Below are 21,380 nucleotides of genomic sequence, written 5' to 3' on the forward strand. Positions count from 1 at the left end.
CTCAGCCGAACTGCACCGACCGCTTCGCGAGCCCCATCCAGAACCCGTCGATGACGCTGCGCCCCCGGTCGAGGTCGCCCTCCGAGGCTCCGAGCGTCACGAAGAGCGGCGCGAAGTGCTCGGTGCGCGGGTGGGCCAGCCGGCCGGCCGGGGACTTGTGCTCGAAGTCGAGGAGCGCGTCGATGTCCTGCGCCTGGAGTGCGCGGCTCCCCCAGTCGTCGAACTCCGCCGACCAGCCGGGGACGCCACCGCCCGCGTGCCGCAGGGCGGCCAGGTTGTGGGTGAAGAAGCCGCTGCCGACGATCAGCACGCCCTCGTCGCGCAGCGGCGCGAGCCTGCGTCCGATCTCCATGAGCTGCTGCGGGTCCAGCGTCGGCATGGAGATCTGGAGTACGGGGATGTCGGCGTCCGGGAACATCTCCACGAGCGGGACGTACGCCCCGTGATCCAGCCCGCGGTCCGGGATGTCCTGGACCGGCGTACCGGCGCCGCGCAGCAGCTTGCGCACGTTCTCCGCCAGCTCCGGGGCGCCCGGGGCGGCGTACCGCACCCGGTAGTAGTGCTCGGGAAAGCCCCAGAAGTCGTGGACGAGCGGGACCGTCTCCGTGGCCCCGAGGGCCAGCGGGGCCTCCTCCCAGTGCGCGGAGACCATCAGGATCGCGCGGGGGCGGGGCAGCCCGGCGGACCAGGCGGCCAGTTCACCCGGCCAGACCGGGTCGTCGGCCAGCGGCGGGGCGCCGTGGGAGAGGTAGAGGGCGGGCATGCGCTCCGGGGTGACGGTCATGGGCACTCCCCATCCACTGCTGATCCGGGTAAGTCTTCTACTGGCGTCTTTTCGAGAAGGAAGGATTCTTTAATCTTCAAGCTTCCCCTCTCCGGAGACCTTAGCGCTACCTAGTTCAACTTTCAAGAAAAGGTCGTACAGTGGACTCCATGACCACGGCATCCACCGGTGAGCCCCGCTGGCTCACCGACGAAGAGCAGAGCGTCTGGCGCGCGTATCTCCACGCCACCACGCTCATGGAGGACCATCTCGACCGCCAGTTGCAGCGCGATGCCGGCATGCCACACATCTATTACGGACTGCTCGTCCAGCTCTCCCAGGCCCCCCGCCGCCGGAAGCGGATGACGGAACTGGCCAAGGACGCCAAGATCACCCGCTCGCGGCTCTCGCACGCCGTCGCACGGCTGGAGAAGAGCGGGTGGGTGCGCCGCGAGGACTGCCCTTCCGACAAGCGGGGCCAGAACGCGGTCCTCACCGACGACGGCTTCGAGATGCTGCGCCGGTCCGCGCCGGGCCATGTCGACGCCGTACGCCAGGCGATGTTCGACCGGCTCACACCCGAGCAGGTGCGCTCGCTGGGCGAGATCATGCAGGTCGTCGCCGCCGGGCTGCAGCCGGAGGGCACGGACGCGGATCTGCCCTGGCTGCGCTGAGCCGCGCACATACCGACGCGGCTGTGCCCCGGTCCCGATCGAGCCTTCGACCGGAACCGGGGCACAGCCGCGTTCACATCAGCTCCGTGTCACCTCGTGCGTCACGCGTCGGCGTTCAGTGGGCGACGACCGGGACCTTGAGCTCGTCCTCGACTCCGTCGGCGCCCCCGGAACCGGAGGCTCCGGTCGCCGGGCCCGCCGAGGGACGCCCGGCGTTGATGAAGGTCACCGCGATCACGGAGGCCACCACCAGGATGCCGACGGCCCACCAGATGGCACCGGTGAAACCGTGCACCATCGACTGAAGCTTCAGCAGCTCCGGGTTGCTCGCGCCGAGCGCGGCGTGCGAGGAGGTGTACGCCGTCGCGGCCGACGCGGCGATGGTGTTCAGCAGCGCCGTACCGATCGCACCGCCCACCTGCTGCGAGGTGTTGACCATCGCGGACGCGACGCCCGAGTCCCGGGGCTCGACACCGTGCGTGGCCAGCGACATCGCCGGCATGAACGCCGTACCCATGCCGAGACCCAGCAGCAGCTGCGCGGGCAGGATGAGCCCGACGTAGGAGGTGTCGATCTCCAGCTGCGTCAGCAGCAGCATGCCGACGGCGGCGGTCAGGAAGCCGGGGCCCATGAGCTTGCGCGCCGGGACCCGGGTCATCAGCCGGGCACCGATCTGCGTCGAGCCCGTGATCATGCCCGCGATCATCGGCAGGAAGGCGAAGCCGGTCCTGATCGGCGAGTAGCCCTTCACGACCTGGAGGTAGTACGTCAGGAAGAGGAACAGCCCGAACATCCCGATGGTGGCCAGCCCCAGCGAGAGGTAGACACCACCGCGGTTGCGGTCCAGCATCACGCGCAGCGGCAACAGCGGCGACTTGACCCTGGACTCGGTCAGGACGAAGGACAGCAGCAGCACGCCGGACGCGACGAACATGCCGATGGTCAGCGCGTCCGACCAGCCGGCGGACTCGGCCCGGGTGAATCCGTACACCAGCGAGACCAGACCCAGCGCGGACAGGACGACACCCGGGACGTCGAGCGGCGAGCGGTTGCGACTGCCGGCCGGCTCACGGATCACGAAGTACGCGCCCACGGCCGCGATGACGGCGAACGGGATGTTGACGAAGAAGGTCCAGCGCCAGTTCAGCGCCTGGGTCAGGAAGCCGCCGAGGATCAGGCCGACGGCGCCGCCGCCACCGGCGATCGCACCGTAGATGCCGAACGCCTTGGCGCGCTCCTTGGCATCGGTGAACATCACGGCGAGCAGCGACAGGGCCGCCGGGGCGAGCAGCGCCCCGAAGGCGCCCTGGAGCGCGCGGGAGCCGAAGAGCATGCCCTGGTTCTGCGCCGCGCCGCCGAGCGCGGAGGCCAGCGCGAAGCCGATCAGACCGACGACGAAGGTCCTCTTACGGCCCCAGAGGTCGGCTATCCGGCCTCCGAAGAGCAGCAGCCCGCCGAAGGCGAGGGCGTACGCCGTGATGACCCACTGCTTGTTGGCATCGGAAATGCCCAGGGCCGTCTGGGCGTGCGGCAGCGCGATGTTCACGATCGTGGCGTCGAGCACGACCATCAGCTGCGCGAGGGCGATGAACGCCAGCGCTTTCCAGCGACTGGGGTCCGGGAGCCGGATATCGGCTGTTTTTGACATGGGGGTATCCACCTGAGGACGCACATGCACGCGCACGCACGCGAAGAGTCGTGAACCGAGATGTCGGTGAAGGGGCGGGTGGTGAAAGGGACGGTGAAAGGGAAGGAATGGTCAAGGCGCGGCGGACACGTCACCGGGCGCCCGGTTCGGGAACCCGTCCCGGAAGCCCGGTGCGGATGTCATGGCCGGCGCCGCAGATCCTCCAGGGTCGCCGCCGCTCCCGGCAGTTCGGACCGGGCCGGGGCCTGAAGTCCGTCCAGGAACAGCTGTAGATGACGGTGCGTGAACCGGTCGATGTCCGGGCAGCCGATGCCGGGCAGCGGCCGGGTGAGCTGGGAGAGGGCGACGATTACGTCACCGACGGCGATGTCGGTGCGCAGCCGCCCCGCCGATATGGCGCGCGACACGAGCCCCTCGACGGCCTCTTCGAGACGTCTGCGCTCGGCGAGCAATTCGGGATGGTCCCTGTCGAACGCGCCGGAGAGCATCGGGCACAGCGCCCCGATCCGCTCGTCGGCCGCTGCGTGCACGAAGCGGCTGAGCGCGGCGAAGGGGTCGGCCTCCTCGGCCGCCGCCTCTTCCGCGCGGTCGGTGGTCCGGGAGGTGACCGCGAGCACGACCTCGTGCACCAGCGCGGCCCGGTCGGGGAAGTTCCGGTAGAGGGTGGCGTTGCCGACGCCGGCGCGCCTGGCCACCTCGTCGAGCGGCGCATCGGGCCCGAACTCGACGAACATCTCGCGCGCGGCCGTCACGATCCGCTCCCGGTTGCGCAGCGCATCGGCCCGCGGACGCGGTGTCCGGGACTGCGGCGCTCCGGTGGCGGTGCGGCTGACGGTGTCCACGACGGCTGCTCTCTTCCCCTACGACGATCCCCGTTCTCCACGGCGACCGCACATCGACCTCTTGGCGACCCTTCCCGTAACCGGGGACCGCCTCCCCGTTTCGCGGGGGACAGGAGTGCAAACGGGGAAACAGTCCCCGCTTATTTCCCCCTCGCGGCATGACCTGGATCACACAATCGGGACGGAAGATCATCCGAACGGCGCACCCAACGAGCGGGGCCGCACCACCCGCAACAGGCTGATCCGCAGAGCGCAGTCAGGGCCGGCCGACTGCCGCGGACCCCGAGGCGCCTGTATGCAAATGCCCCGCCACCGGATACGCAACCGCCGCCGCCCGATCGCGCTCACCTCCGCAACAGCCCTGGTCATAGCCACAATGGCCACAGCCAGCAACACTCTTCCGATAGCCGGCCGGGCCACGGCGGGCCCGGTGGCCACCGCCAGGTCGGCAGGCATATCCTCGTGCCGGATACCCGCGCCCATGGGCGTACAGATGTCGGAAGGCATGCCGACACCGGAGGGTTACGCCCGCTCCAAGGGCAAGGTCCACGCCCTCAACCTGATGATCGACTTCCCGGACGCACCGGGCGCCGGTTCCGCGATGGACCGGTACGCCGAATTCTTCCCGCAGACCTCCAACTGGTTCCGGACCGCGTCGTACGGACGGCTCACCTATGTCCCCGAGACCCCGCTGAAGTCCTGGCTGCGGATGCCCCTGCCGTTCTCGGAGTACGGGATGGACCGGGGCTCACCGTACGAACCGGGCTACCGCGACCTCATCGAGGACATCGTCTCCGCCGCCGATCCCGAGGTGGACTTCGCCACGTACGACCTGGTCAACATCCTGGTCACACCGAACGCCGGACCCTCCGCCCTGGACACCGTCCTGTCCGTGACCTTCTCCGGCAACGACGACGCTCCGCGGGCGGACGGCGTCCCGCTCGCCAACACGTCCTTCATCTACAGCCGCCAGGACGACGGCTCGGGATCGTTCAAACAGACCGGATACCGCGTCCTGCCGCACGAGAACGGCCATGTCTTCGGCCTCCCCGACCTGTACACGGTGGAGGGCGGCGGCGCGGTCGGGCACTGGGACATCATGTCCGAGGACTGGGGGGCCGACAACGACCTGCTGGGCTGGCACAAGTGGAAGCTCGGCTGGCTGGACAACAGCCAGATCAACTGCGCCGCCCGGTCCGGCACCACCGAGCACGTACTCGGTCCGCTGGCCACTCGCGGCGGCACCAAGCTGGCGTTCGTACCGCTGAGCAGAAAGTCCGGCTACGCGGTGGAGGTACGCACCAAGGCCGGCAACGACCATGCGGTCTGCAAGCCGGGCGTGCTGATCTACAAGGTGAGCTCGGACGTCGACACCGGGATGGGCCCGGTGTCCGTCACGGACAGCACCAAGGGCAGCACCGGCTGCACACGGCTTCCCAATGTGCACACCGACCTCTCCGACGCCACCTTCCAGCCCGGCCAGACCTTCACCGACCGGACCAGCGGGATACGCATATCCGTGGTCGACAAGGACGAGAAGGGCAAGTACCGGATCCGCATCACCCGCCCCTGACAATGCCTCCACCCACACCGCTCACCCGTCACTGACAACGCCTCCACCCACACCGCCCGACCGCACCGCTCACCCGCCACTGACCTCCGCTTCGACGGTCCCGCGCAGCTCCCGGCGCGGTCAGTGCGGCTTCGATATGCCCGGCGTCCACCGGGGCGGGGTCGGGGTCGGGGCCGTCGGGGGCGGGGTCGGGGTCGGGGTGCGGCACGAACGACCTCTTCAGCATCTAAGCGCTTGCTCAGTCATCAGTACGTTCGCGACGCCATGCCCGCACCCGCCCCCGTCAAAACACCCCGTCCCGCTCAGCGCGCGGCTGGAGAACCGGCCCGCGCGGCGGCGACAAGGCCCTCCAGCCGCCCATCACCAAGGGGCCCGGACACCGTGGCGGCGACCCGCCTCCGCTCGTCCACGACAAGGGTGACGGGCAGTCCCTGGGTGCTCAGCAGCCCCTTGGGCAGAAGGAGGAGCTTCGCTCCCCCCGGGTCGAGAATGCTCGGGTAGGACATGTGGGACTCCTGGGCGAAGGCACGCGCCGCATTGGCGGAACGGTCCTGGTTGAGCCCCAGGACGACGACGCCCTGGTCCTTCATCTTCTCGTGGTAGCGCACCAGGTCCGGGGTCTCCTTGCGACAGGGCCCGCACCCGGAGGCCCACGCGCTGACCACGACGGTCTTCCCCGCGTAGTCGGAGAGCCGCACCAGCCTCCCGTCGGCATCGCTTCCGGTGAAGTCCGGCGCGGCGGGACGGTGCGCAACGTCTATCGTCAGCGTGCCGTCCTTGCCGCGGTGGTAGCCATCGGGCGTGTCCGGACCGCCTCCGGTCGTGATCCCGACGATGAGCGCGACGGCGCAGGCAAGGGCAGCCAGAAAGGGAACAAAGGGGCGTTTCATGGGGGGTCCTTCGGGGCGGCGTCGGTCAGGCGCCACCCGACGTCCGGGCGCGGGGGCACCCGAACCCGCACCACGCCGCTTCCCCCGGCCGCCCCTACGGCAACACCCGGCACCCCGAGAGGCCCCGGCATCCGCGGAGCGGTGCGGACACGGCATGCGGGCATGCGGGAACACCCCCGTGCATGCTGAACAACGGTTCTTGCTGGTCAGTCAGAACGGTACGCCCACCCCCAACTCCCCCCACGGACAGCCCCCTTACGAACCCCTCCCCCACGGGACGGACACGCGCCCGACTGCGGCCCCGATGGGGGGCGACCCGCCTACCGGCGCACGCCCGTCCGTGTGACGTGTACTGTGCAGCCGGGTTCCGGACCGACCACACCCCTCTCGAAGCGGCCCTTCGACTCCTCATCTCCTCATCGCTCAGGTCGACATCGACTCGGACGCACCTTCCGATGCCTGGATGCCGGCGCTCTCCACCAGTGCGCGTCCGGATCACTCGCCGCTGACCACAGTGATCGACGCCCCGGGTGGTGACGCCTCACGACAACGGCTCGGTCGCCCCGGCGGAGCCCGGCGGGTTCCTGTTAGGGCAAACATCGTGGACGCGCTTCGGAAGTGCACCCAGCCGCCCCTGGAGGCATCGAGAGGCCGTCACAGGGGAAACCAAACACACCAAAAGATGGCAATTCCCGGAATTTCCAAGGGGGTTGCCCTGCACGCCGACATCCGAAGATGTTCTTGACGAAGCTGTTGACTCGATCTGCATGTTTGCGTAAACGTAGTCAGTGATCAGCGCCCGCGCTGGGTGATGAAGATGAGAGGAAGCGATCCATGGCGCAGGACGGACGGTGGAAGCCGTGACGGGGCGCACGCGTGCCCCGTCCATGGCCGACGTGGCAGCCCTCGCCGGCGTGTCCGCGCAGACCGTGTCCCGCGTCGCCAACAACCGCACCAACGTCGACGACACCACGCGCGAACGCGTCCTCAACGCCATGCGGATGGTCGGCTACCGCCCCAACACCGCGGCCCGCGCGCTGGTCACCGGCCAGTTCCGCGCGATCGGCGTCATCAGCTTCGATCTCCAGGCACACGGCAACGCCCGCACCCTGGAGTCGATAGTCTCCGCCGTTCAGCGCATCGACTACTCGGTCAGCATCGTCACTGTGCAGGACCAGACCGAACAAGCAGTGCGTGAGGCATTCGAGCGCCTCACCAAGCAGGCAGTTGACGGGATCATCCTCAATGAGGCGCAGATCCTCGACACCCCCGCGCTGCGCCTGCCCACCGGCCTGCCCGTCGTGGTCAACGACGGTGACGGCACCCACAGATACGCCGCCGTACACACCGATCAGGCGGAAGGCGCCCGTCTTGCGGTACGTCACCTCCTCGGCCTCGGGCACCGCACCGTCTGGCACCTGGCCGGCCCGCAGGACTCCTATCCGGCTCGCGGCCGCGCCGAGGCATGGCATCACATCCTCAAGGACACCGGCTGCCCCGTCCCGCCGGCCCTCTATGGCGACTGGACCGCGGACAGCGGCTACCGCGTCGGCCGCGAAGTCGCCCACCGCCCTGACATCACTGCCGTCTTTGTGGCCAACGATCAGATGGCCCTCGGCCTGATGCGCGCGTTGCACGAAGCCGGGCGCCGGGTGCCCGACGACGTGAGCGTGGTCGGCTTCGACAACATCGCCGAATCCGCGCACTTCCTTCCGCCGCTCACCACCATCCACCAGGACTTCGAGGAGATCGGGCGGCACGCGGTCACCCTGCTGCTCGACCAGATCCGCAGCGGTCGCCCACCTCAGGTCTCGGTGACTTCCGTCGCCCCGCAACTGATCGTGCGCAACAGCACCGCGCCACCGACCAACACCGATTGAACGGACGAGATTTCGGCTGCCGGCCATACCTGAAACGGACCGCACACGGTCCGGCTTCGCCCGGCGGTGCGGTCCCGTCCAAGCGTGAACAGCTCTTGCCGCAGTGTTCGGAACTCTCGCTCAAGGGGCGCAACTCGAGAGTGCCGCACGTTCCACCGGCGCAGCGCGTACCCCGGCTCCGCGACGTTGTCGCCCGAGTGCTCCTCGGCCGTCCTGCGGCCCAGGCAGATCCACCGCTCCATCACGCACTACCGCTTCACACCCATATCCACCGGGTCGACCGCGCATCGCAGCCTCCTTGAGGCTGCGGCATGACCCCGGACCGCTGAAGGACACCGTGAAGAGAACCCTTTTTGGGGCCCTGTTGGCCGGAGGCCTGCTGGCCGCAGTGCTGGCCGCTCCGGCCGGCGGATCCCCCGCACCGGACGCCGACAAAACGGCCACGACGGCCGGCACCACCCTCGCGGACAGCTGGAAGCCACCCCTCAGCACACGCGGCCGGTACATCGTCGACGCCGACGGCAACCGGTTCAAACTCAAGTCGGCCAACTGGCAGGGCGCGCAGGGCTCGTGGAACGGATCGGGGGACATCAACGACCCCGCGAACCACCACGACTCGGAGAAGTCCGATCAGGTGCCGCTCGGCCTCGACCGGGCGCCCATCGCCACCATCTTGTCGGACTTCCATGCGCTCGGCATCAACAGCATCCGCCTTCCGTTCTCCAACGAGATGCTGCACGACCAACGCCCGGTCTCGGACGCGGCGGTCGCCGCGAACCCCCAACTCCGCGGCAAGACACCGCTCCAGGTGTTCGACGCGGTCATCGACGCCACCACCGCCGAGGGCTTCGCCGTCGTGCTCAACAACCACACCGTCACATCACGTTGGTGCTGTGGCCTGGACGGCAACGAGCGCTGGAACACCAGCCAGAGCACCGCGCAGTGGGAAGCCGACTGGCTGTTCCTCGCCAAGCGGTACAAGGAAAACAAGCGCGTCGTGGGCGCCGACCTGTACAACGAGGTACGGCGTACGGTCACCGACGACGCCAACTGGGGCCTGGGCGACGGCCACGACTGGTGGGCCGCGACCCAGCGCCTCGGCGACCGGCTGCTCACCGAGGCCGACCCGGACCTCCTGGTGATGGTCGAGGGCATCAACTGGCAGGGCATCCCCGCCGACGGCCTGCCGCACGGGCGACCGACGCTGGAACCGGCACGGATGCTCTCGCACACGCTTGTGGCGTCGAACAAACTCGTCTACTCGGCGCACTTCTACGGGTACACCGGACCCAACCACACCGGGGCGACCGGCACCGGCGAGACGCACGACTGGCGCTACCAGGAGCTTTCGCGCGACGAACTGTTCGCGACGCTGCACCGGCAGGCGTTCTTCGTCTCCTCCGACACCGGGCAGCACTACACCGCACCCTTGTGGATCAGCGAGTTCGGCATCGGCGCCGACGAGACCAACCCGCAGGCACGCGCCTGGTTCGGCAACTTCGTCGACTACCTCATGGCCAACGACACCGACTTCGCATACTGGCCGCTGGTCGGTTTCACCGGACACGGGCGCTGGAAGCTGCTCGACTACGACACCGACGGCAAGCGCTCCGGCATCCTCGACGGCGGCGACTGGCGCACCGCTGACTGGAACCGGCTGGTCTCCGCGCCCGGCAAGACCGGGCCGGTACCGGTGGACCAGCGCTGGAACATGCTGAACCTCGACCACGCGGACGCCGTGCAGTCCCTCCGGGTGCGCTCCCAGGGTGACTGGGACCCTGGAGCCCGCAAGGGCGTATGCCCGGACGGACAGCGGATCACCGGCGTGTCCCACCGCGACGGCCGCACCCTGTGCACCGACGCGGGTGCGCCCGGACTCGCCGACCCGGCAGTCGGATTCACCGTCGTGACGGACGAACGGTACGTCCAGCAGGGGGACTGGGCCTCCGGGTACACCAAGTTCCAGTGCCCGCGGGACCAGTTCATGACCGGATACAGCATCCGCGGCCAGGCGGTCTCCGGTGTGCTGTGCTCCGCCGCGTCACGTGCGCTGCCGACGACGGGCCGCACCGTGTGGTTCGACCGCGGTGACAACCGCCCGGTCGGCAACCCTGGTGGCGAATTCGCCTCCGGGAACTACAAGGGCCAGTGCGCCACCGACGAGTACGCGGCGGGCATCGCCTTCACCGGCGCGTTCGTCAAGGGCAAGACGCCCGACGCTCTGCTCTGCCGAAAGCTGTAGCCCTACGGGAAGGCGGCCGCCGACCGCAGTGGCGGGACGCGGCCGCCGACCGCAGCATGGCGGATGCCCCGGCGGGAGGCTTACAACTATTGAGAGTTGCTCACGCCAAAGGAACCAAACGCGGTGTCTGCGTTCTCTCCACCCCAGCCGACCGGGCTGCGCCAGATGACATTGACATGGAAGACGTCGCGAATCGTGTCCACAGACCAGTCCTCGGCAGGCGGTTCGGAGAGAACAAGGTAGAGACCGTCGGCCGGGGCGGGCAGTGTGTGGTTGATCTCGAGCAGGCGGGTGGCGCCCGATCGCAGGTCCGCATAGGTGGAGCAGCCTGCGCCCAAGGCCTCGTAGAGGAAGAGACCGTGCTGGGTGACGCAGCTGACGTCGACGACCGGTGAATCGGCCGGCTGGAGGTCCGCCCAGAGGAGTGATGCCTTCAGCGCGTGACGAACCGCTTCGTGCTTTCTGCACGCGCGGTCGGTGTCGGCGGCCGTCTCCAGCGCGCGAAGGAAGCCGTCCTTCGCCGTCACAGCCGGTGTTGCGGCGGTGGTGTCCGCGGTGGTCATCTGCACTTCTTCCTTCTGATCGGGTTGCGTCGGGACGGCGGGGACCGCGCCGTCGGAGTCAGGCTTCGTCGTCGTGCCGAAGCGCTCCTGGAGCTCTCGCCGCGCTTCAGCGAGAGACCCCGCCCAATCGGAAGCTGCCAGCCCCTTCGCGAGCCGGTCCGCGTCGAAAGTGCCCTCCTTGAGCGCACGGTTGGTGGTCGCGGCGAGGTCGCGAAGAACTCCGAGCCGTTCTCTGTTCGGATCGCCGAACAGGTGAAGCACGTCAACCCAGTCGGCCTGGTCCCGTCGGAGGATGCGGTTGGCCATGCCCTGGAGTTCGGAGAGCCGGATGCGGGCGTCGGGGACGTCGCCGTCGCTCTCGGTCAGTTCTCCGAGAACATCCAGTGCCGCGAGGTAGCGTCCTGCCATCCGCTCCGAAACGGGCGAGCGACCGCGCTGGTCGGCGGTGAGTACCGTCTGGGTCGTCTCGTTGGCGAGCACCCAGCAGTCCAGCGTCTCGCCCCGCAGCGGAGGAACCGATCCATGGCGGACGGTGAGGACGAGCGGTCGGTCGATCACCGGCGACACCGGCTTGACCTTGAAGCGACCGCCCGGGGCCCGCTCCACGACCTCGACCCGGACATCGGTACCGATCCGGGGAAGCCTTCCGACCCCGCCGCCCTCCAGCTGGGCATCGGGCGCCGTCGGTGCCTCGGTGTCCCCGGAACCGGTGAGCGCCTCCGGCAGCGGGGCGGTGTGCAGGACGGTCAGGCTCTGGGTGCTGCGGGTGAGGGCCACGTACAACTGGCGCAGCCCGGCGGGACCGCGGTCGGCGATCGTGGCGGGCTCGACGACCAGGACGTGGTCGTACTCCATGCCCTTGACCTGAGCTGCGGCCAGCACGGAGACGGCCTCACGGTTCCGCTCGCCGATGTCGCCGTCCTCGCCGATGTCGCCGTCCTCGCCGATGTCGCCGTCCTCGCCGATCCTGCGGCTGATGGCGTCCAGCCAGTCCGAGTCGTCGGGAACGATGACGGCCACGGAGCGGGGGGTGCTGCCGTCACTGGTGTCCGCAAGCCGGGCCACGTGGGCGACGGTGTCGTCGAGCAGCTTCCACGGCTCGGTCGCCACGGTCCGTACGGCGTTCGCTCCCGTCTCCCGGACAGCCTGCGGGTACGGCAGGGCCGGAGCGATCGTCCGTGCGAGCGGAGCAACGAACTCCATGATCTCGGCGGGGACGCGGTAGCTGGTGGTGAGCTGGGCCACGCTCCAGTCGCCGTGGTCGGAGAGGAGCGCGCCGAGCAGGTCCCAGCTCGTCGGGATGTGGGCGCCCGTCGCCTGCGCGAGGTCGCCCAGGACGGTCATGGAGCCGCCCACGGCACAGCGCCGCCGCAGGGAGCGGGCCTGCATGGGCGTGAGGTCCTGTGCCTCGTCGACGACGATGTGGCCGTATCGCGGTGGGTTGTCGCCGCTGATCAGCACCCGGAGCTCTTCGAGGCAGACGTGGTCGTCGAGGGTCCACGGATCGGCGTCGGCGCTGGCGGCGCGGGCCCGCAGCAGGGCCGCCTGCTCGTCCTCGTCGAGGATGCCGTCGGCGCAGTCCCGCAGGAGGTCGGCCGAGTCGTAGAGGCTGCGAAGGGCCTCCCGGGGTCCGGGGGACGGCCAGACGCGTTCGACGAGGCGCTCGACCCGGCGGTTGCGTTCCAGGTCGCGGCGGATCGTGCCGGCCTGCCCGCGGCGTGGTGCGATGTCGGCGAGCTCCTGGAGGAGCCGGTCGACGAAGAGGCCGCGGAAACGGTCGCGCCGCTCCCGGAAGGGCCCGTCGGCGGCGTGGGCCCGGTCGAGGAGGGCGAGGACCTCGGACTTCGGCACGCGAAGGGTCGTACTGCCCGCGGTGACGACGATCGCGGGCTCGTCGCCCTCGAAAGAGGGGGCGACGGTGAGGGCGTCGAGAGCCTCGGGGCGGTAGTCGCTCTCGACGCGGCGCCGCAGCACGGCCGCCATGCGTTCGTCCGACTTCACGAGACGCGCCTTCGGCGGGTCGGCACCGAGAATCTCGCCCTCCCACAGCCGGTCCAGCTGGACGGCGTTGACGTCCCGGGTGCCGAGGGTGGGGAGGACCTGGCCGACGTAGTCGAGGAACCGCTGGTGCGGGCCGATGACGAGGATGTCCTGGGCCTTGAAGTGCTCGTTGTTGACGAGCCAGGTCACCCGGTGGAGACCGACCGCCGACTTACCGGTACCGGGGCCGCCCTGCACGACGAGGATGTCCGAGGGCGAGCCGGTGACCAGCTCCATCTGGTCACGGCGGATGGTCTCGACGATGTCCCGCATCCGACCACCGCGCGACCGCTGGAGCTCCCGCAGCAGGAAGTCGTCCGGCTGGAGCGCCTTCCGCCGCCGGCGTCGTACGACATCGCCGGAGGTGGGGGCCGACGTGCGCTCCGGGACGGGGGACGCGTCCGTCTCCTCCGCCGCGCTGTCATCGGCGGCCCGACGGGGCTCCGGTACGGCGGCGGGCTCGGGTACGACGGCGGGCTCGGGTACGGCGGCGGGCTCGGGTACGGCCGAGGGCACGGGAGCGGGCGTCGGCCGGCAGATCTCGTCGAAGTAGCTCTCGACGATCCGCTGCACGCAGCGGAGCTGCCGGCGCAGGACCACCTCGCCCGGATTCTCGGGCCGGGTCTCGATCCACCTCTTCGCCAGGGGGCTGGTCCACAGCAGGACCACCGGCTCGTGCGAGGCGTCGTGCACGCCGCGGCGCCCGATGTACCAGGGACGGGGGTCTCCTCCCGGGTCCTCCGGCGCATCGACACGGGAGAAGACCAGGGCTTCGTCGCCGAGCCCTCCGTAGGCCTCTGCACGAGCCTCCGCCTCGGCCCGGTTGGCGATCCCGTCCTTGCCGCTCGCCGAGGCGGTGGCGGCCGAGGTACCGCTCAGCTCAGCCAGTTTCGTGGCGTAGCAGTCGTACGCGTGGTCCACCGCCCGCTGCTCGCCGGCGAGGATCTCGTCCCGAGTGATGGTGCTCATGTGCGTCCTCCCTGCGGTGCCGGGGGACACCGCCACGGGCATGTGCCCGTACCCCGCTGAAACAACTATCAGAAACCAGATGGTGACGAACAGTCAGTGGATCGGTTCTCGGACGAGATGGTCGGCCAGTCAGCAGGTCAGCTCTCGGACGAGATCATCGGCCAGTCAGTGGGCCAGCTCTCGGACGAGATCGTCGGCCTCGGTCCGCCAGGCCCGTACCTGGCCGCACGGGGGCCCGAGCTCGTACAGGTGGGAGTGGCACCCCAGACTCAGCTGGGGCCGGAGGGCCTTCACCCGTCGGGCCGTCTCCGCCGACGCGGAGCCCTGCCCATCCACCTCGACTTCGCCTGGATGACCAACCCCATCTCCGTCGGCACAGCACGTGAGCCTCGCAGGAGGACAGCTGCCCGGCCGCAGGTCGGGCAGCTGTCCTCCTGACGCCGGGCGGGGTAACCCCCTCGCCCGCACAGCCCCACCCGCTACACTGGCGGCGGTGTGCCACTCCGCTGGCGCGCCGCTGGATCAGTGGGGCAATGCGTCCGGGATCAGCAGCATTCCTGCTATTCCCTACACTTTTCCCACAGATCCCCGCCTCGCCTTCGTAGCTCAGGGGATAGAGCACCGCTCTCCTAAAGCGGGTGTCGCAGGTTCGAATCCTGCCGGGGGCACCAGTTCAGAAGGGGTCCACCTCCGGATTTTCGGAGGTGGACCCCTTCTGACATCCAGATCTGACATCAACGGCGGCGGTCACTGACGACCGGGACGCCTCCTGAGCAGCCGGTCCATGTGCCTCATGGCTTCGCGCTGCGTGTTCCGGACGACGTGCGTGCACACATCCGTGGTGATGCTGATCTGCGAAGTCTGGGAAGAGACAGGACCCCACGTCAAGGTGGACGAACTCACCGGCGTCTACAAGAACACGACCCGAGGCATCGCCGCCCTGGTCTTTCGCTGCAAGCCCTCCGGCAGCACCGAACGCACCTCCGGCAAGTCCACAGCCGATTCATGGCCCACACCCGACGAGGTCAGCGAGCATGCCCGAGGTCTACGCAATCAGGCTTCTGGACGCATTGGACAGCAACGGCCCCCGCGTACGAAGCCGCGACGGCAAGCACCTCATCCCAACGGGATAAGACTTTCCCTACTTCATCAAGGCACCCGGCTGCGCTCCGCTCCGCCGGGCGCGCTTCCCGGCTCTGGCTGCGCCCGCGCTCCTGCCTTCGGCCCGCTCGGCGCTGCCGCCGCCGACGCGCGCCCACAACTGGATAGGCCCGAGGGGCATGAGACGAGAACCAAGCCCGCGACTTCAAGAGGGTGCCTCCGGCGGGGGCGCTCAGACTCCGGGATGGACGGGGCACCGTTCGCAAGTGCCGGCCGGAGCGGGGCGAGCGTCGTGAGGCTCCCATCCCGACCACCTTCGACCCAGGCAGAGCCGAGCAGTCGCGGCCCAGGGCGTCAAGGTCGTTCGTACAGTGGCGCGCTCCACCTTGACGCCCTGAACCACGACCGCTCCACGGAGTGTGGGTCGAAGGCGGACGGGATGGGAGCTGGGGTAAGTGGTGGGTTGAGCGAGCGTGCAAGCGCGAGGCCTGAGGCGCCTTTCAGGGGCAGGGGTGGGCAACTCCACTCCCCAGCACGAGAGTTATGCGCTTGTGGAGAACAGGGTGGCGGTAGCGTGCCATCGACGCACACCACCACCCTCGACCGGGAGCCACTCCAAGATGTCTGGCCTTACCGACGTGCCGCGCGAATATGAACCCGAGACCGCTGGCAGTTACGAACCGTGGGTGGGTGATGTCCTGCGTCACCTCGAATACGAAGACCAGCGGCTATCCGAGGCCGGCATGCTCACCCCCCTCCCCGAGGACTTCGTATTGACCTGGGAGGGCGTAGCCGCGATCCTCTCCGCTGCTTGGAAGACCGATAGAGAAGAACTCAAGTGGACCATAGATGTCCAAATAGCCAGGCAGGTCAGATACGCCAGTGACGGCGCATACGTCTTCCATCGAAGGTATGGGTCACCTGACCGATACAAGCGGTACGTACGACTTGAGAGCCTTTTCACCGCGGACTCGGATTCCACCTGGGGCCGCCTCGTTGAAGAGGTCATTGAATCCCTCAATGACCCAAAACGAGAATACGGATGGAGCCTAGAGCCCACTCAACAGCACGAGTACGCGAACAGCGTTATCACCTACCGTCGGGACGTAGCGACAGCGGAGCGCCGTATACGCAGGGCTCTTCTGTCGCGATGGCTCCGGCTGGGACCACTTGCGGTGACGCCGCTAGTTCTGGCAGTGGCCGGGTGGGGAAACCTGTGGCCGGAAGAAGTGCCGGACCTACGTACGTTCAACATCGTGACCATCGCGGTGATGCTGGTCCTAGTGGTGGTGTTCCTGGTCGGCTTCCTTCTGCGGGTGAAGGACGAGAAACACGGTGTCAGGTCGGTGTTTCTGCTCCGCAGAGAACTGGAGATCATCCATGACCGATGGATCCTCAACGCCTCACAGGCGCGCCCCACACGGGAGCATAGGAACAGCTACCGGGAGCGCATACCGCGGGTGGTGGAGCGTCTGAGGCGGGATACGCGGTTCTACCGGCGTATTCATAACTGGTTCCAGTGGGGGGTGTTCTTCGCGTCCGTGGGCACCACGGCGACTACGGCTTTCTGGGAGACCCCGCAGCCGGGTAAGACGATCCTGATCGTGCTGGGGTCGTTCCTGGCGTTCGCAACTGCGGTGACGGGCTATTTTAAATTTCGTGAGCGGGCATACAACCTTCAGCAGACCGCGGACCAGGTAGAGCAGCACGTCACGGCCTTCGATCTGGGCATTGCGCCATACTCGGATGCGGACGCGGCGGTAAACCTGGAGAGGTTCGCGGAGAACGTAGAGATGCTGCGGGTGGAGCAGCGCAAGCGGGAACAACAGTTGGAGCAGCCGCATCAGGGGCAGGCCGACGTCATCTGACCCGCAGTAGGACGGCAGTCAGTACGGCCAGCCCGAACGACGCGGCACCTCGTGTGAGGGGAAATCCCTTCTTCGCAGTTGACTAGGCAGCACCCACCGGGTCAGACGAAGTCGACTTCCGGTACACCCCGTCCCCCGGCTCACCCGCGACCTGCTCGAACCGCCTGGCGAGGAGTGAGGGATCGCACGACGCCTGAGTGTCTAGCTGCGTGACAACGGCGACACACAACCGCGAACACCCGTGGACGTCAGTGGACCATCAGCGCAGGTAACAGGCACAGCAGCCTAAGGACAGCGAGCGGACCCAATTGCTTCGGGACGAAGCGGTCCTGGGCTGTCCAAGGTCAGCCGAAGTCGGCAGACAACGCCAGAAGCCCACGACGTCTGAGCTGGTCAGAGCCGTGGGCTTCTCTTGCTGTGCAGGTCAGCGGGAGCGTAAATCAGTAGGCGGGCTCACGCGGTTCGCTCGCCGCCAGGAGGCGGCCGCGGCTGGTTGCGACGCGGAGTATGTCCCGCAGAGCCCCGGTCAGCTCCTTAACCAGGCATCGCATCTCGTCAAGGGTCGCGTCCTCGTCGTCGAGGGTTTCGGAGACCTCTTCCAGCAGTCCGGCCGCCGTGCCGAGTTGGACCGCTTCGATGTTGTCCGCCAGGCGGGACACGTAGCCGCCCTGGTCGTCGGTACTCAGGTAGCACGGCTTGCCGTCCGGGCCCGTCCACGGGAGGAGTCGTAGTTCGTTCGGTGCTGTCATTCTTGGGTCTGCCTCTCGTCGGTCACGGGGTGGGTAGTGAAGACGGCGTCTACGCGATCCCCGGGGAACGCCAAGAGCGTGACTTCGATGACTCGACCGGTGGAGTCGGTGGCGATGCGGGTGATGGATAGGACGACCGACGCCGGGCTGACGCGAAGGGTCGATGCTTCGTCCGGTGTCGAGGGACGAGCGCATACGGTCTCTCGGAGAGCGGTCGGCGGCGGGGCAAGGACGGCGAATCTTGTGACTGCGTCTCGGCACATGGAGTCGTCATCGAGCACTCCGGCCGGGACCAGGTCTCGCGGCATGTAGATGCGAGCCAGGCCGTGCGGAGACTCCCCTTCGTGGCTGATGCAGGTGGTCTCCACGATGGGACTGCCTGCGGGCACCTTCAGCAGGGCCGTGAGGTGTGCTTGGGCCTGAACGGTGGTGCTGCGGACAGTGACGCGCAATGCCGGCTCAGCGGCTGTCCACGGGTCCAAAGTGCCCCAGCCGCCGACGTACAAGATCTTGCGGTGAGGGCGACGGGCGAAGTTGCCTTTGCCGTGGATCTTCTCGACGAGGCCTTCGCTCTGGAGCACGGCGAGGGCTCTCCGCAGGGTCACCGTGCTGACCTTGTACTGGTCGGCAAGGTTGGCTTCGGACGGAAGACGTTCGCTGGGCTGAATGCGGCCGGTGGTGATCTGCTGACGAAGGTCGTCGGCAATGTCGCGGTGGCGTGAGCGCATGGAGCCGGTCACCGCCTTCTCAACATGCGCATGGCTACGAGCCGGGTACGCGCGTGCATGGTCAGCAGCTCACCCGACTCGAAGAGCAATTGCTTCGCTCCCTGGGGAAGCTGAATGAGATCTCCCACCCGGCAGGCCTGGCCGCCAAGCTGAATGACGTCGCCTCGCCGAACGGTGGCCGCAGTGATCTCGATGCTGGAGACCAGCACGCCGCCAGGGGCCCAAGCGCTCACCGCGTCACCTCCGTGGGCGTGGACGGGCCAGGAGAGGAGTGACACGGGCAGTCACACGCTTCGCAGATCACCGGGAGGTCGTCCGATACCAAGGCCGGGGAGGATTCCGTGCAGGAGGCGTGTGTGCCGATCCTGCAATCGGTTGAGCGATAGGAGACGGCTGAGGTACCTGAGACGTGTGGTTGTCGACGAGGTGGCATCAGTGGCCTCCCGCGAGGAACGCCCAGCCATCCGGCGGCAGGTGAGAAGCAGTGATCATCGCGCCTGCCCGAACGCGCCTTTCCGACGCCAGCACGTACGGGCGGACGAGCGCGACGTCTTCCCCCCTGAGCACGGTTCGGTGGGGCGCCACGTCGGCAGTTGCCCAGCCCAGGAAGGGAGCCGGCACGCCAACGGATTCATGGGAGGCGAGTGGGGACGCCGGAGGGCAGGAGGGCGTTAACGCGCGGCGGTGCCTGCCTTTTGAGCAGTAACGCACCCTGGCGAGAGCGAAGGCGCGGCGGATACGGTTGAGCACGCTGTTCAGCTCCTATCGCTGATAGCTCGGTCCCCCGACATCGCCCGTCGCGGGGACCTCTTTGCGTACGACCGCCCATAAGGTGCGGCCGTTCAAGCTGGTGGCGAGAAGTCCGAACCGATCAGCCTCAGCCACCGCGGCAAGAACCTCCCGCCATGACTCGGCGGAGAGCGCATCGGGCACCTGCGCTTCCACCGACGTATGCCGGGTTCGTTCCTCCGTTCGCGCGGGCAGCCCGAGGGCGGACAGTCGGGCAGCGATGGCCGCCGCGCTAACTCCCGAAGCGGGCACAGGGCAGCCTCCGTCACCAGCGATCACCTTTAGTGAAGCTAGTTAACTAGGTTAGAGCTAGTGGACTAGATTTTCCATATGCCTGAGCAGCCGCCCTATCTCCGCATCGCCGACGAACTCCGGCGGCGGATCGTTGAGCACGTGTGGGAGCCGGGAGACCGCCTGCCTTCCCGGTCTCAGATCGGCCAGGAGTGCGGCGTGGGCGAGAACGTGGTCCGCCGGGCCCAGGAACTGCTGATCTCCCAAGGAGTGCTGGAGGGTCGCGCCGGTTCCGGCACCTATGTCGCCGAGCCCCGACAGCGGGTGCGGGTGGTGCGGTCGTCGGCGCGCGAGCAGACGACCGGGTCGCCCTTCCGGACCGACATGAAGGCCGTTGGCAGACAAGGGGATTGGGAGAGCCGGACGGACGCCAAAGTGCCGGCCCCTGCAGACATCGCGACGCGACTCGGCATCACTGAAGGCGAGTTGTGCGTGCGCACTGCGTACGAGTTCCTGGCGGACGGCAGGCCGGTGCAGCTGTCGACGAGCTGGGAGCCGTACGACCTCACCGCCGGCACTCTCATCGTCCTGCCCGAAGGAGGGCCTCATGCGGGGACGGGCGTCGTGAACCGTATGGCCACGATCGGGGTCACCGTCAGCCATTCAGTGGAGCAGCCCGAGCCGAGGCAGGCGACCGCCGAGGAGGCGTCGCTACTCGGCATCCAGAAGGCCGCACTCGTCACGCACATCCGACGGACGTACTACAGCGACGAGGGGCATCCCGTGGAGACGGCCGACATTGTGGTGCCCGCCGCCCTGTGCGAGGTCGTCTACGAGATCCCCATCAATCGATAGCCGAACAAGGCGGGCAGCACATGCGCAACGAGCGGCACGAGGAACGGTTGTCCGACGACGAACTGGAGCTGTTCCTTCAGTACCTGCATCGGTTCGCGAACCATGACCTAGATCTGTTCGCCCTCATGGAGGTCGGCGATCCCGAGCACCCCACTTACGTGACCTTCAGCAGGATGCCTGAGCATGGCGTCGACGCGTCTGCCTACCGTCGGCCCTAGAGAGGACAGGCCAGGCGAAGGAACCTGACATCCACCGCTGACATCAACGAGCCCGAACGGCGGCATACGGCAGCGCCCCCGGGCGACCGTCGGACAAGCCGTCGACGGCCCCAGGGGCGGGCGTAGATCGAACTCCTAAAGCGGGTGTCGCAGGTTCGAATCCTGCCGGGGGCACAGCACTAAGGGCCAGTTCAGAGGCTTGATCCTCTCGAACTGGCCCTTTCGCATGATCAGGCCGTGCCATGTACGTGTCACTACGTGCCGGCGTCCCCCTGCTGCTTGCGGATCACCGCCCCCAGCCGATCGGCGATCGCACGGTCCCGGTCAGCCGTCATGTGCTGGTAGATCAGCGCGGCGCGGGCGGTGCTGTGCCCCATGCGCGTCATCAGCTCACGCGTGCTCGCCGTAGCAGCGACCAGGTTGTTCCCCGTGTCCGCAGATCGTGGAAGTGGACATCGGCAGCGATGCCCGCCTTCTTGCGCGCCTTGATCCAGCCGTCCCGGAAGTTGCTGCGCCGCAGCTGTCCCCCTGGGGGCCGAGGAAGACGTGGCCGTCGCGACCGGCACCCGCGGAGCGTTCCAGGTGCTCGATGACGTCGGCCAGGATCTCGACCGGGAAGGCGACGGGACGGACGCCGGCCGCCGGCTTCGGAGCCTTGTCGAAAAGCCTACCGTTCTGCATCTCGGCCTGAGCCCGCTGGACCAGGACCACCCGCCCGGCGGTGTCGATATCGCGGCGGCGCAGTCAACGTTCGCCG

The 21,380-nt window shown here is 68.1% G+C and carries 17 protein-coding genes, 1 tRNA gene and 3 pseudogenes; 10 read left to right on the forward strand and 11 right to left on the reverse strand.

What is annotated here, in order from left to right; translation table 11 throughout:
* Nucleotide 1: 1 nt before the first annotated feature.
* On the reverse strand, nt 2-784 hold the full coding sequence (locus ACWCQ6_RS03255) for a dioxygenase family protein (RefSeq protein ID WP_451085060.1): 783 nt from the start codon (nt 782-784) through the stop codon (nt 2-4).
* A gap of 140 nt (nt 785-924) precedes the next feature.
* Here ACWCQ6_RS03255 and ACWCQ6_RS03260 point away from each other — a divergent pair, with 140 nt between their 5' ends.
* Nucleotides 925-1,437: a MarR family winged helix-turn-helix transcriptional regulator gene (locus ACWCQ6_RS03260; RefSeq protein ID WP_451085061.1), complete on the forward strand. Its 513-nt coding sequence runs from the start codon at nt 925-927 to the stop codon at nt 1,435-1,437.
* Between the two features lie 115 nt (nt 1,438-1,552).
* Here ACWCQ6_RS03260 and ACWCQ6_RS03265 read toward each other — a convergent pair whose 3' ends face one another.
* Both ACWCQ6_RS03265 and ACWCQ6_RS03270 read right to left on the reverse strand, forming a co-directional pair.
* Entirely contained in the window at nt 1,553-3,085 is a 1,533-nt protein-coding gene (locus tag ACWCQ6_RS03265) for an MFS transporter (protein ID WP_451085062.1), read from the reverse strand.
* A gap of 179 nt (nt 3,086-3,264) precedes the next feature.
* On the reverse strand, nt 3,265-3,927 hold the full coding sequence (locus ACWCQ6_RS03270; protein ID WP_451085063.1) for a TetR/AcrR family transcriptional regulator: 663 nt from the start codon (nt 3,925-3,927) through the stop codon (nt 3,265-3,267).
* A gap of 295 nt (nt 3,928-4,222) precedes the next feature.
* On the opposite strand from ACWCQ6_RS03270, the gene ACWCQ6_RS03275 reads away from it, so the two are divergent.
* A complete protein-coding gene (locus tag ACWCQ6_RS03275; protein WP_451085064.1) occupies nt 4,223-5,500 on the forward strand; it encodes a M6 family metalloprotease domain-containing protein in 1,278 nt (425 codons plus the stop codon).
* A gap of 302 nt (nt 5,501-5,802) precedes the next feature.
* Here the strand turns inward: ACWCQ6_RS03275 and ACWCQ6_RS03280 are convergent, their stop codons facing one another.
* The gene (locus ACWCQ6_RS03280; RefSeq protein WP_451085065.1) at nt 5,803-6,390 is read right to left on the reverse strand and encodes a TlpA family protein disulfide reductase; all 588 of its coding nucleotides are present in this window, start codon (nt 6,388-6,390) and stop codon (nt 5,803-5,805) included.
* 887 nt (nt 6,391-7,277) lie between these two features.
* Between ACWCQ6_RS03280 and ACWCQ6_RS03285 the strand changes: the two genes are divergently transcribed.
* Both ACWCQ6_RS03285 and ACWCQ6_RS03290 read left to right on the forward strand, forming a co-directional pair.
* Nucleotides 7,278-8,270, forward strand: a complete 993-nt coding sequence (locus ACWCQ6_RS03285) for a LacI family DNA-binding transcriptional regulator (RefSeq protein WP_451085116.1) — start codon at nt 7,278-7,280, stop codon at nt 8,268-8,270.
* 337 nt (nt 8,271-8,607) lie between these two features.
* Nucleotides 8,608-10,512 (forward strand): glycoside hydrolase family 5 protein, encoded by a 1,905-nt coding sequence (locus ACWCQ6_RS03290; RefSeq protein ID WP_451085066.1) that lies wholly within the window; start codon nt 8,608-8,610, stop codon nt 10,510-10,512.
* An 86-nt stretch (nt 10,513-10,598) separates the two neighbouring features.
* Here the strand turns inward: ACWCQ6_RS03290 and ACWCQ6_RS03295 are convergent, their stop codons facing one another.
* On the reverse strand, nt 10,599-14,084 hold the full coding sequence (locus ACWCQ6_RS03295) for an AAA family ATPase (protein WP_451085067.1): 3,486 nt from the start codon (nt 14,082-14,084) through the stop codon (nt 10,599-10,601).
* A 96-nt stretch (nt 14,085-14,180) separates the two neighbouring features.
* Between ACWCQ6_RS03295 and ACWCQ6_RS03300 the strand changes: the two genes are divergently transcribed.
* Both ACWCQ6_RS03300 and ACWCQ6_RS03305 read left to right on the forward strand, forming a co-directional pair.
* The gene (locus ACWCQ6_RS03300; protein WP_451085068.1) at nt 14,181-14,522 is read left to right on the forward strand and encodes a hypothetical protein; all 342 of its coding nucleotides are present in this window, start codon (nt 14,181-14,183) and stop codon (nt 14,520-14,522) included.
* A gap of 157 nt (nt 14,523-14,679) precedes the next feature.
* A tRNA-Arg gene (locus ACWCQ6_RS03305) sits at nt 14,680-14,755 on the forward strand.
* A 76-nt stretch (nt 14,756-14,831) separates the two neighbouring features.
* On the opposite strand, the pseudogene ACWCQ6_RS03310 reads toward ACWCQ6_RS03305, so the two are convergent.
* Nucleotides 14,832-14,942: pseudogene (locus tag ACWCQ6_RS03310) on the reverse strand (tyrosine-type recombinase/integrase); the annotation flags it as partial.
* Here ACWCQ6_RS03310 and ACWCQ6_RS03315 point away from each other — a divergent pair.
* A pseudogene (locus ACWCQ6_RS03315) lies at nt 14,941-15,217 on the forward strand (NUDIX hydrolase); the annotation flags it as partial. The pseudogenes ACWCQ6_RS03310 and ACWCQ6_RS03315 overlap by 2 nt on opposite strands.
* A 654-nt stretch (nt 15,218-15,871) precedes the next feature.
* A complete protein-coding gene (locus tag ACWCQ6_RS03320) occupies nt 15,872-17,053 on the forward strand; it encodes an SLATT domain-containing protein (RefSeq protein ID WP_451085069.1) in 1,182 nt (393 codons plus the stop codon).
* A gap of 440 nt (nt 17,054-17,493) precedes the next feature.
* Here ACWCQ6_RS03320 and ACWCQ6_RS03325 read toward each other — a convergent pair whose 3' ends face one another.
* The 4 genes from ACWCQ6_RS03325 to ACWCQ6_RS03340 form a co-directional block, all read right to left on the reverse strand.
* A complete protein-coding gene (locus ACWCQ6_RS03325; RefSeq protein ID WP_451085070.1) occupies nt 17,494-17,802 on the reverse strand; it encodes a hypothetical protein in 309 nt (102 codons plus the stop codon).
* Nucleotides 17,799-18,530 carry a GntR family transcriptional regulator gene (locus ACWCQ6_RS03330; protein WP_451085117.1) on the reverse strand — a complete coding sequence of 244 codons (732 nt, stop codon included), beginning with the start codon at nt 18,528-18,530 and terminating at the stop codon, nt 17,799-17,801. The genes ACWCQ6_RS03325 and ACWCQ6_RS03330 overlap by 4 nt, the downstream gene beginning before the upstream one ends.
* Nucleotides 18,531-18,538: 8 nt before the next feature.
* A complete protein-coding gene (locus ACWCQ6_RS03335; RefSeq protein ID WP_124722763.1) occupies nt 18,539-18,763 on the reverse strand; it encodes a hypothetical protein in 225 nt (74 codons plus the stop codon).
* A 529-nt stretch (nt 18,764-19,292) separates the two neighbouring features.
* On the reverse strand, nt 19,293-19,571 hold the full coding sequence (locus ACWCQ6_RS03340) for a hypothetical protein (RefSeq protein ID WP_384221412.1): 279 nt from the start codon (nt 19,569-19,571) through the stop codon (nt 19,293-19,295).
* Between the two features lie 78 nt (nt 19,572-19,649).
* Here ACWCQ6_RS03340 and ACWCQ6_RS03345 point away from each other — a divergent pair, with 78 nt between their 5' ends.
* Together ACWCQ6_RS03345 and ACWCQ6_RS03350 are read left to right on the forward strand one after the other, a co-directional pair.
* Nucleotides 19,650-20,405, forward strand: coding sequence for a GntR family transcriptional regulator (locus ACWCQ6_RS03345; RefSeq protein ID WP_451085071.1), 756 nt, complete (start codon nt 19,650-19,652; stop codon nt 20,403-20,405).
* A 20-nt stretch (nt 20,406-20,425) separates the two neighbouring features.
* Nucleotides 20,426-20,623, forward strand: coding sequence for a hypothetical protein (locus tag ACWCQ6_RS03350; protein ID WP_451085072.1), 198 nt, complete (start codon nt 20,426-20,428; stop codon nt 20,621-20,623).
* Nucleotides 20,624-20,877: 254 nt separating this feature from the next.
* Here ACWCQ6_RS03350 and ACWCQ6_RS03355 read toward each other — a convergent pair.
* Nucleotides 20,878-21,367, reverse strand: a pseudogene (locus ACWCQ6_RS03355) (tyrosine-type recombinase/integrase); the annotation flags it as partial.
* Nucleotides 21,368-21,380 lie beyond the last annotated feature (13 nt).

The sequence above is a fragment of the Streptomyces sp. NPDC001880 genome (assembly GCF_053594575.1).

Coding starts and splice junctions, on each gene's coding strand:
- ACWCQ6_RS03255 (WP_451085060.1), bottom strand. CDS start 784: ATGACCGTCACCCCGGAGCGCATGCCCGCCCTCTACCTCTCCCACGGC.
- ACWCQ6_RS03265 (WP_451085062.1), bottom strand. CDS start 3,085: ATGTCAAAAACAGCCGATATCCGGCTCCCGGACCCCAGTCGCTGGAAA.
- ACWCQ6_RS03275 (WP_451085064.1), top strand. CDS start 4,223: ATGCAAATGCCCCGCCACCGGATACGCAACCGCCGCCGCCCGATCGCG.
- ACWCQ6_RS03280 (WP_451085065.1), bottom strand. CDS start 6,390: ATGAAACGCCCCTTTGTTCCCTTTCTGGCTGCCCTTGCCTGCGCCGTC.
- ACWCQ6_RS03285 (WP_451085116.1), top strand. CDS start 7,278: ATGGCCGACGTGGCAGCCCTCGCCGGCGTGTCCGCGCAGACCGTGTCC.
- ACWCQ6_RS03295 (WP_451085067.1), bottom strand. CDS start 14,084: ATGAGCACCATCACTCGGGACGAGATCCTCGCCGGCGAGCAGCGGGCG.
- ACWCQ6_RS03325 (WP_451085070.1), bottom strand. CDS start 17,802: ATGACAGCACCGAACGAACTACGACTCCTCCCGTGGACGGGCCCGGAC.
- ACWCQ6_RS03330 (WP_451085117.1), bottom strand. CDS start 18,530: ATGCGCTCACGCCACCGCGACATTGCCGACGACCTTCGTCAGCAGATC.
- ACWCQ6_RS03345 (WP_451085071.1), top strand. CDS start 19,650: ATGCCTGAGCAGCCGCCCTATCTCCGCATCGCCGACGAACTCCGGCGG.
- ACWCQ6_RS03350 (WP_451085072.1), top strand. CDS start 20,426: ATGCGCAACGAGCGGCACGAGGAACGGTTGTCCGACGACGAACTGGAG.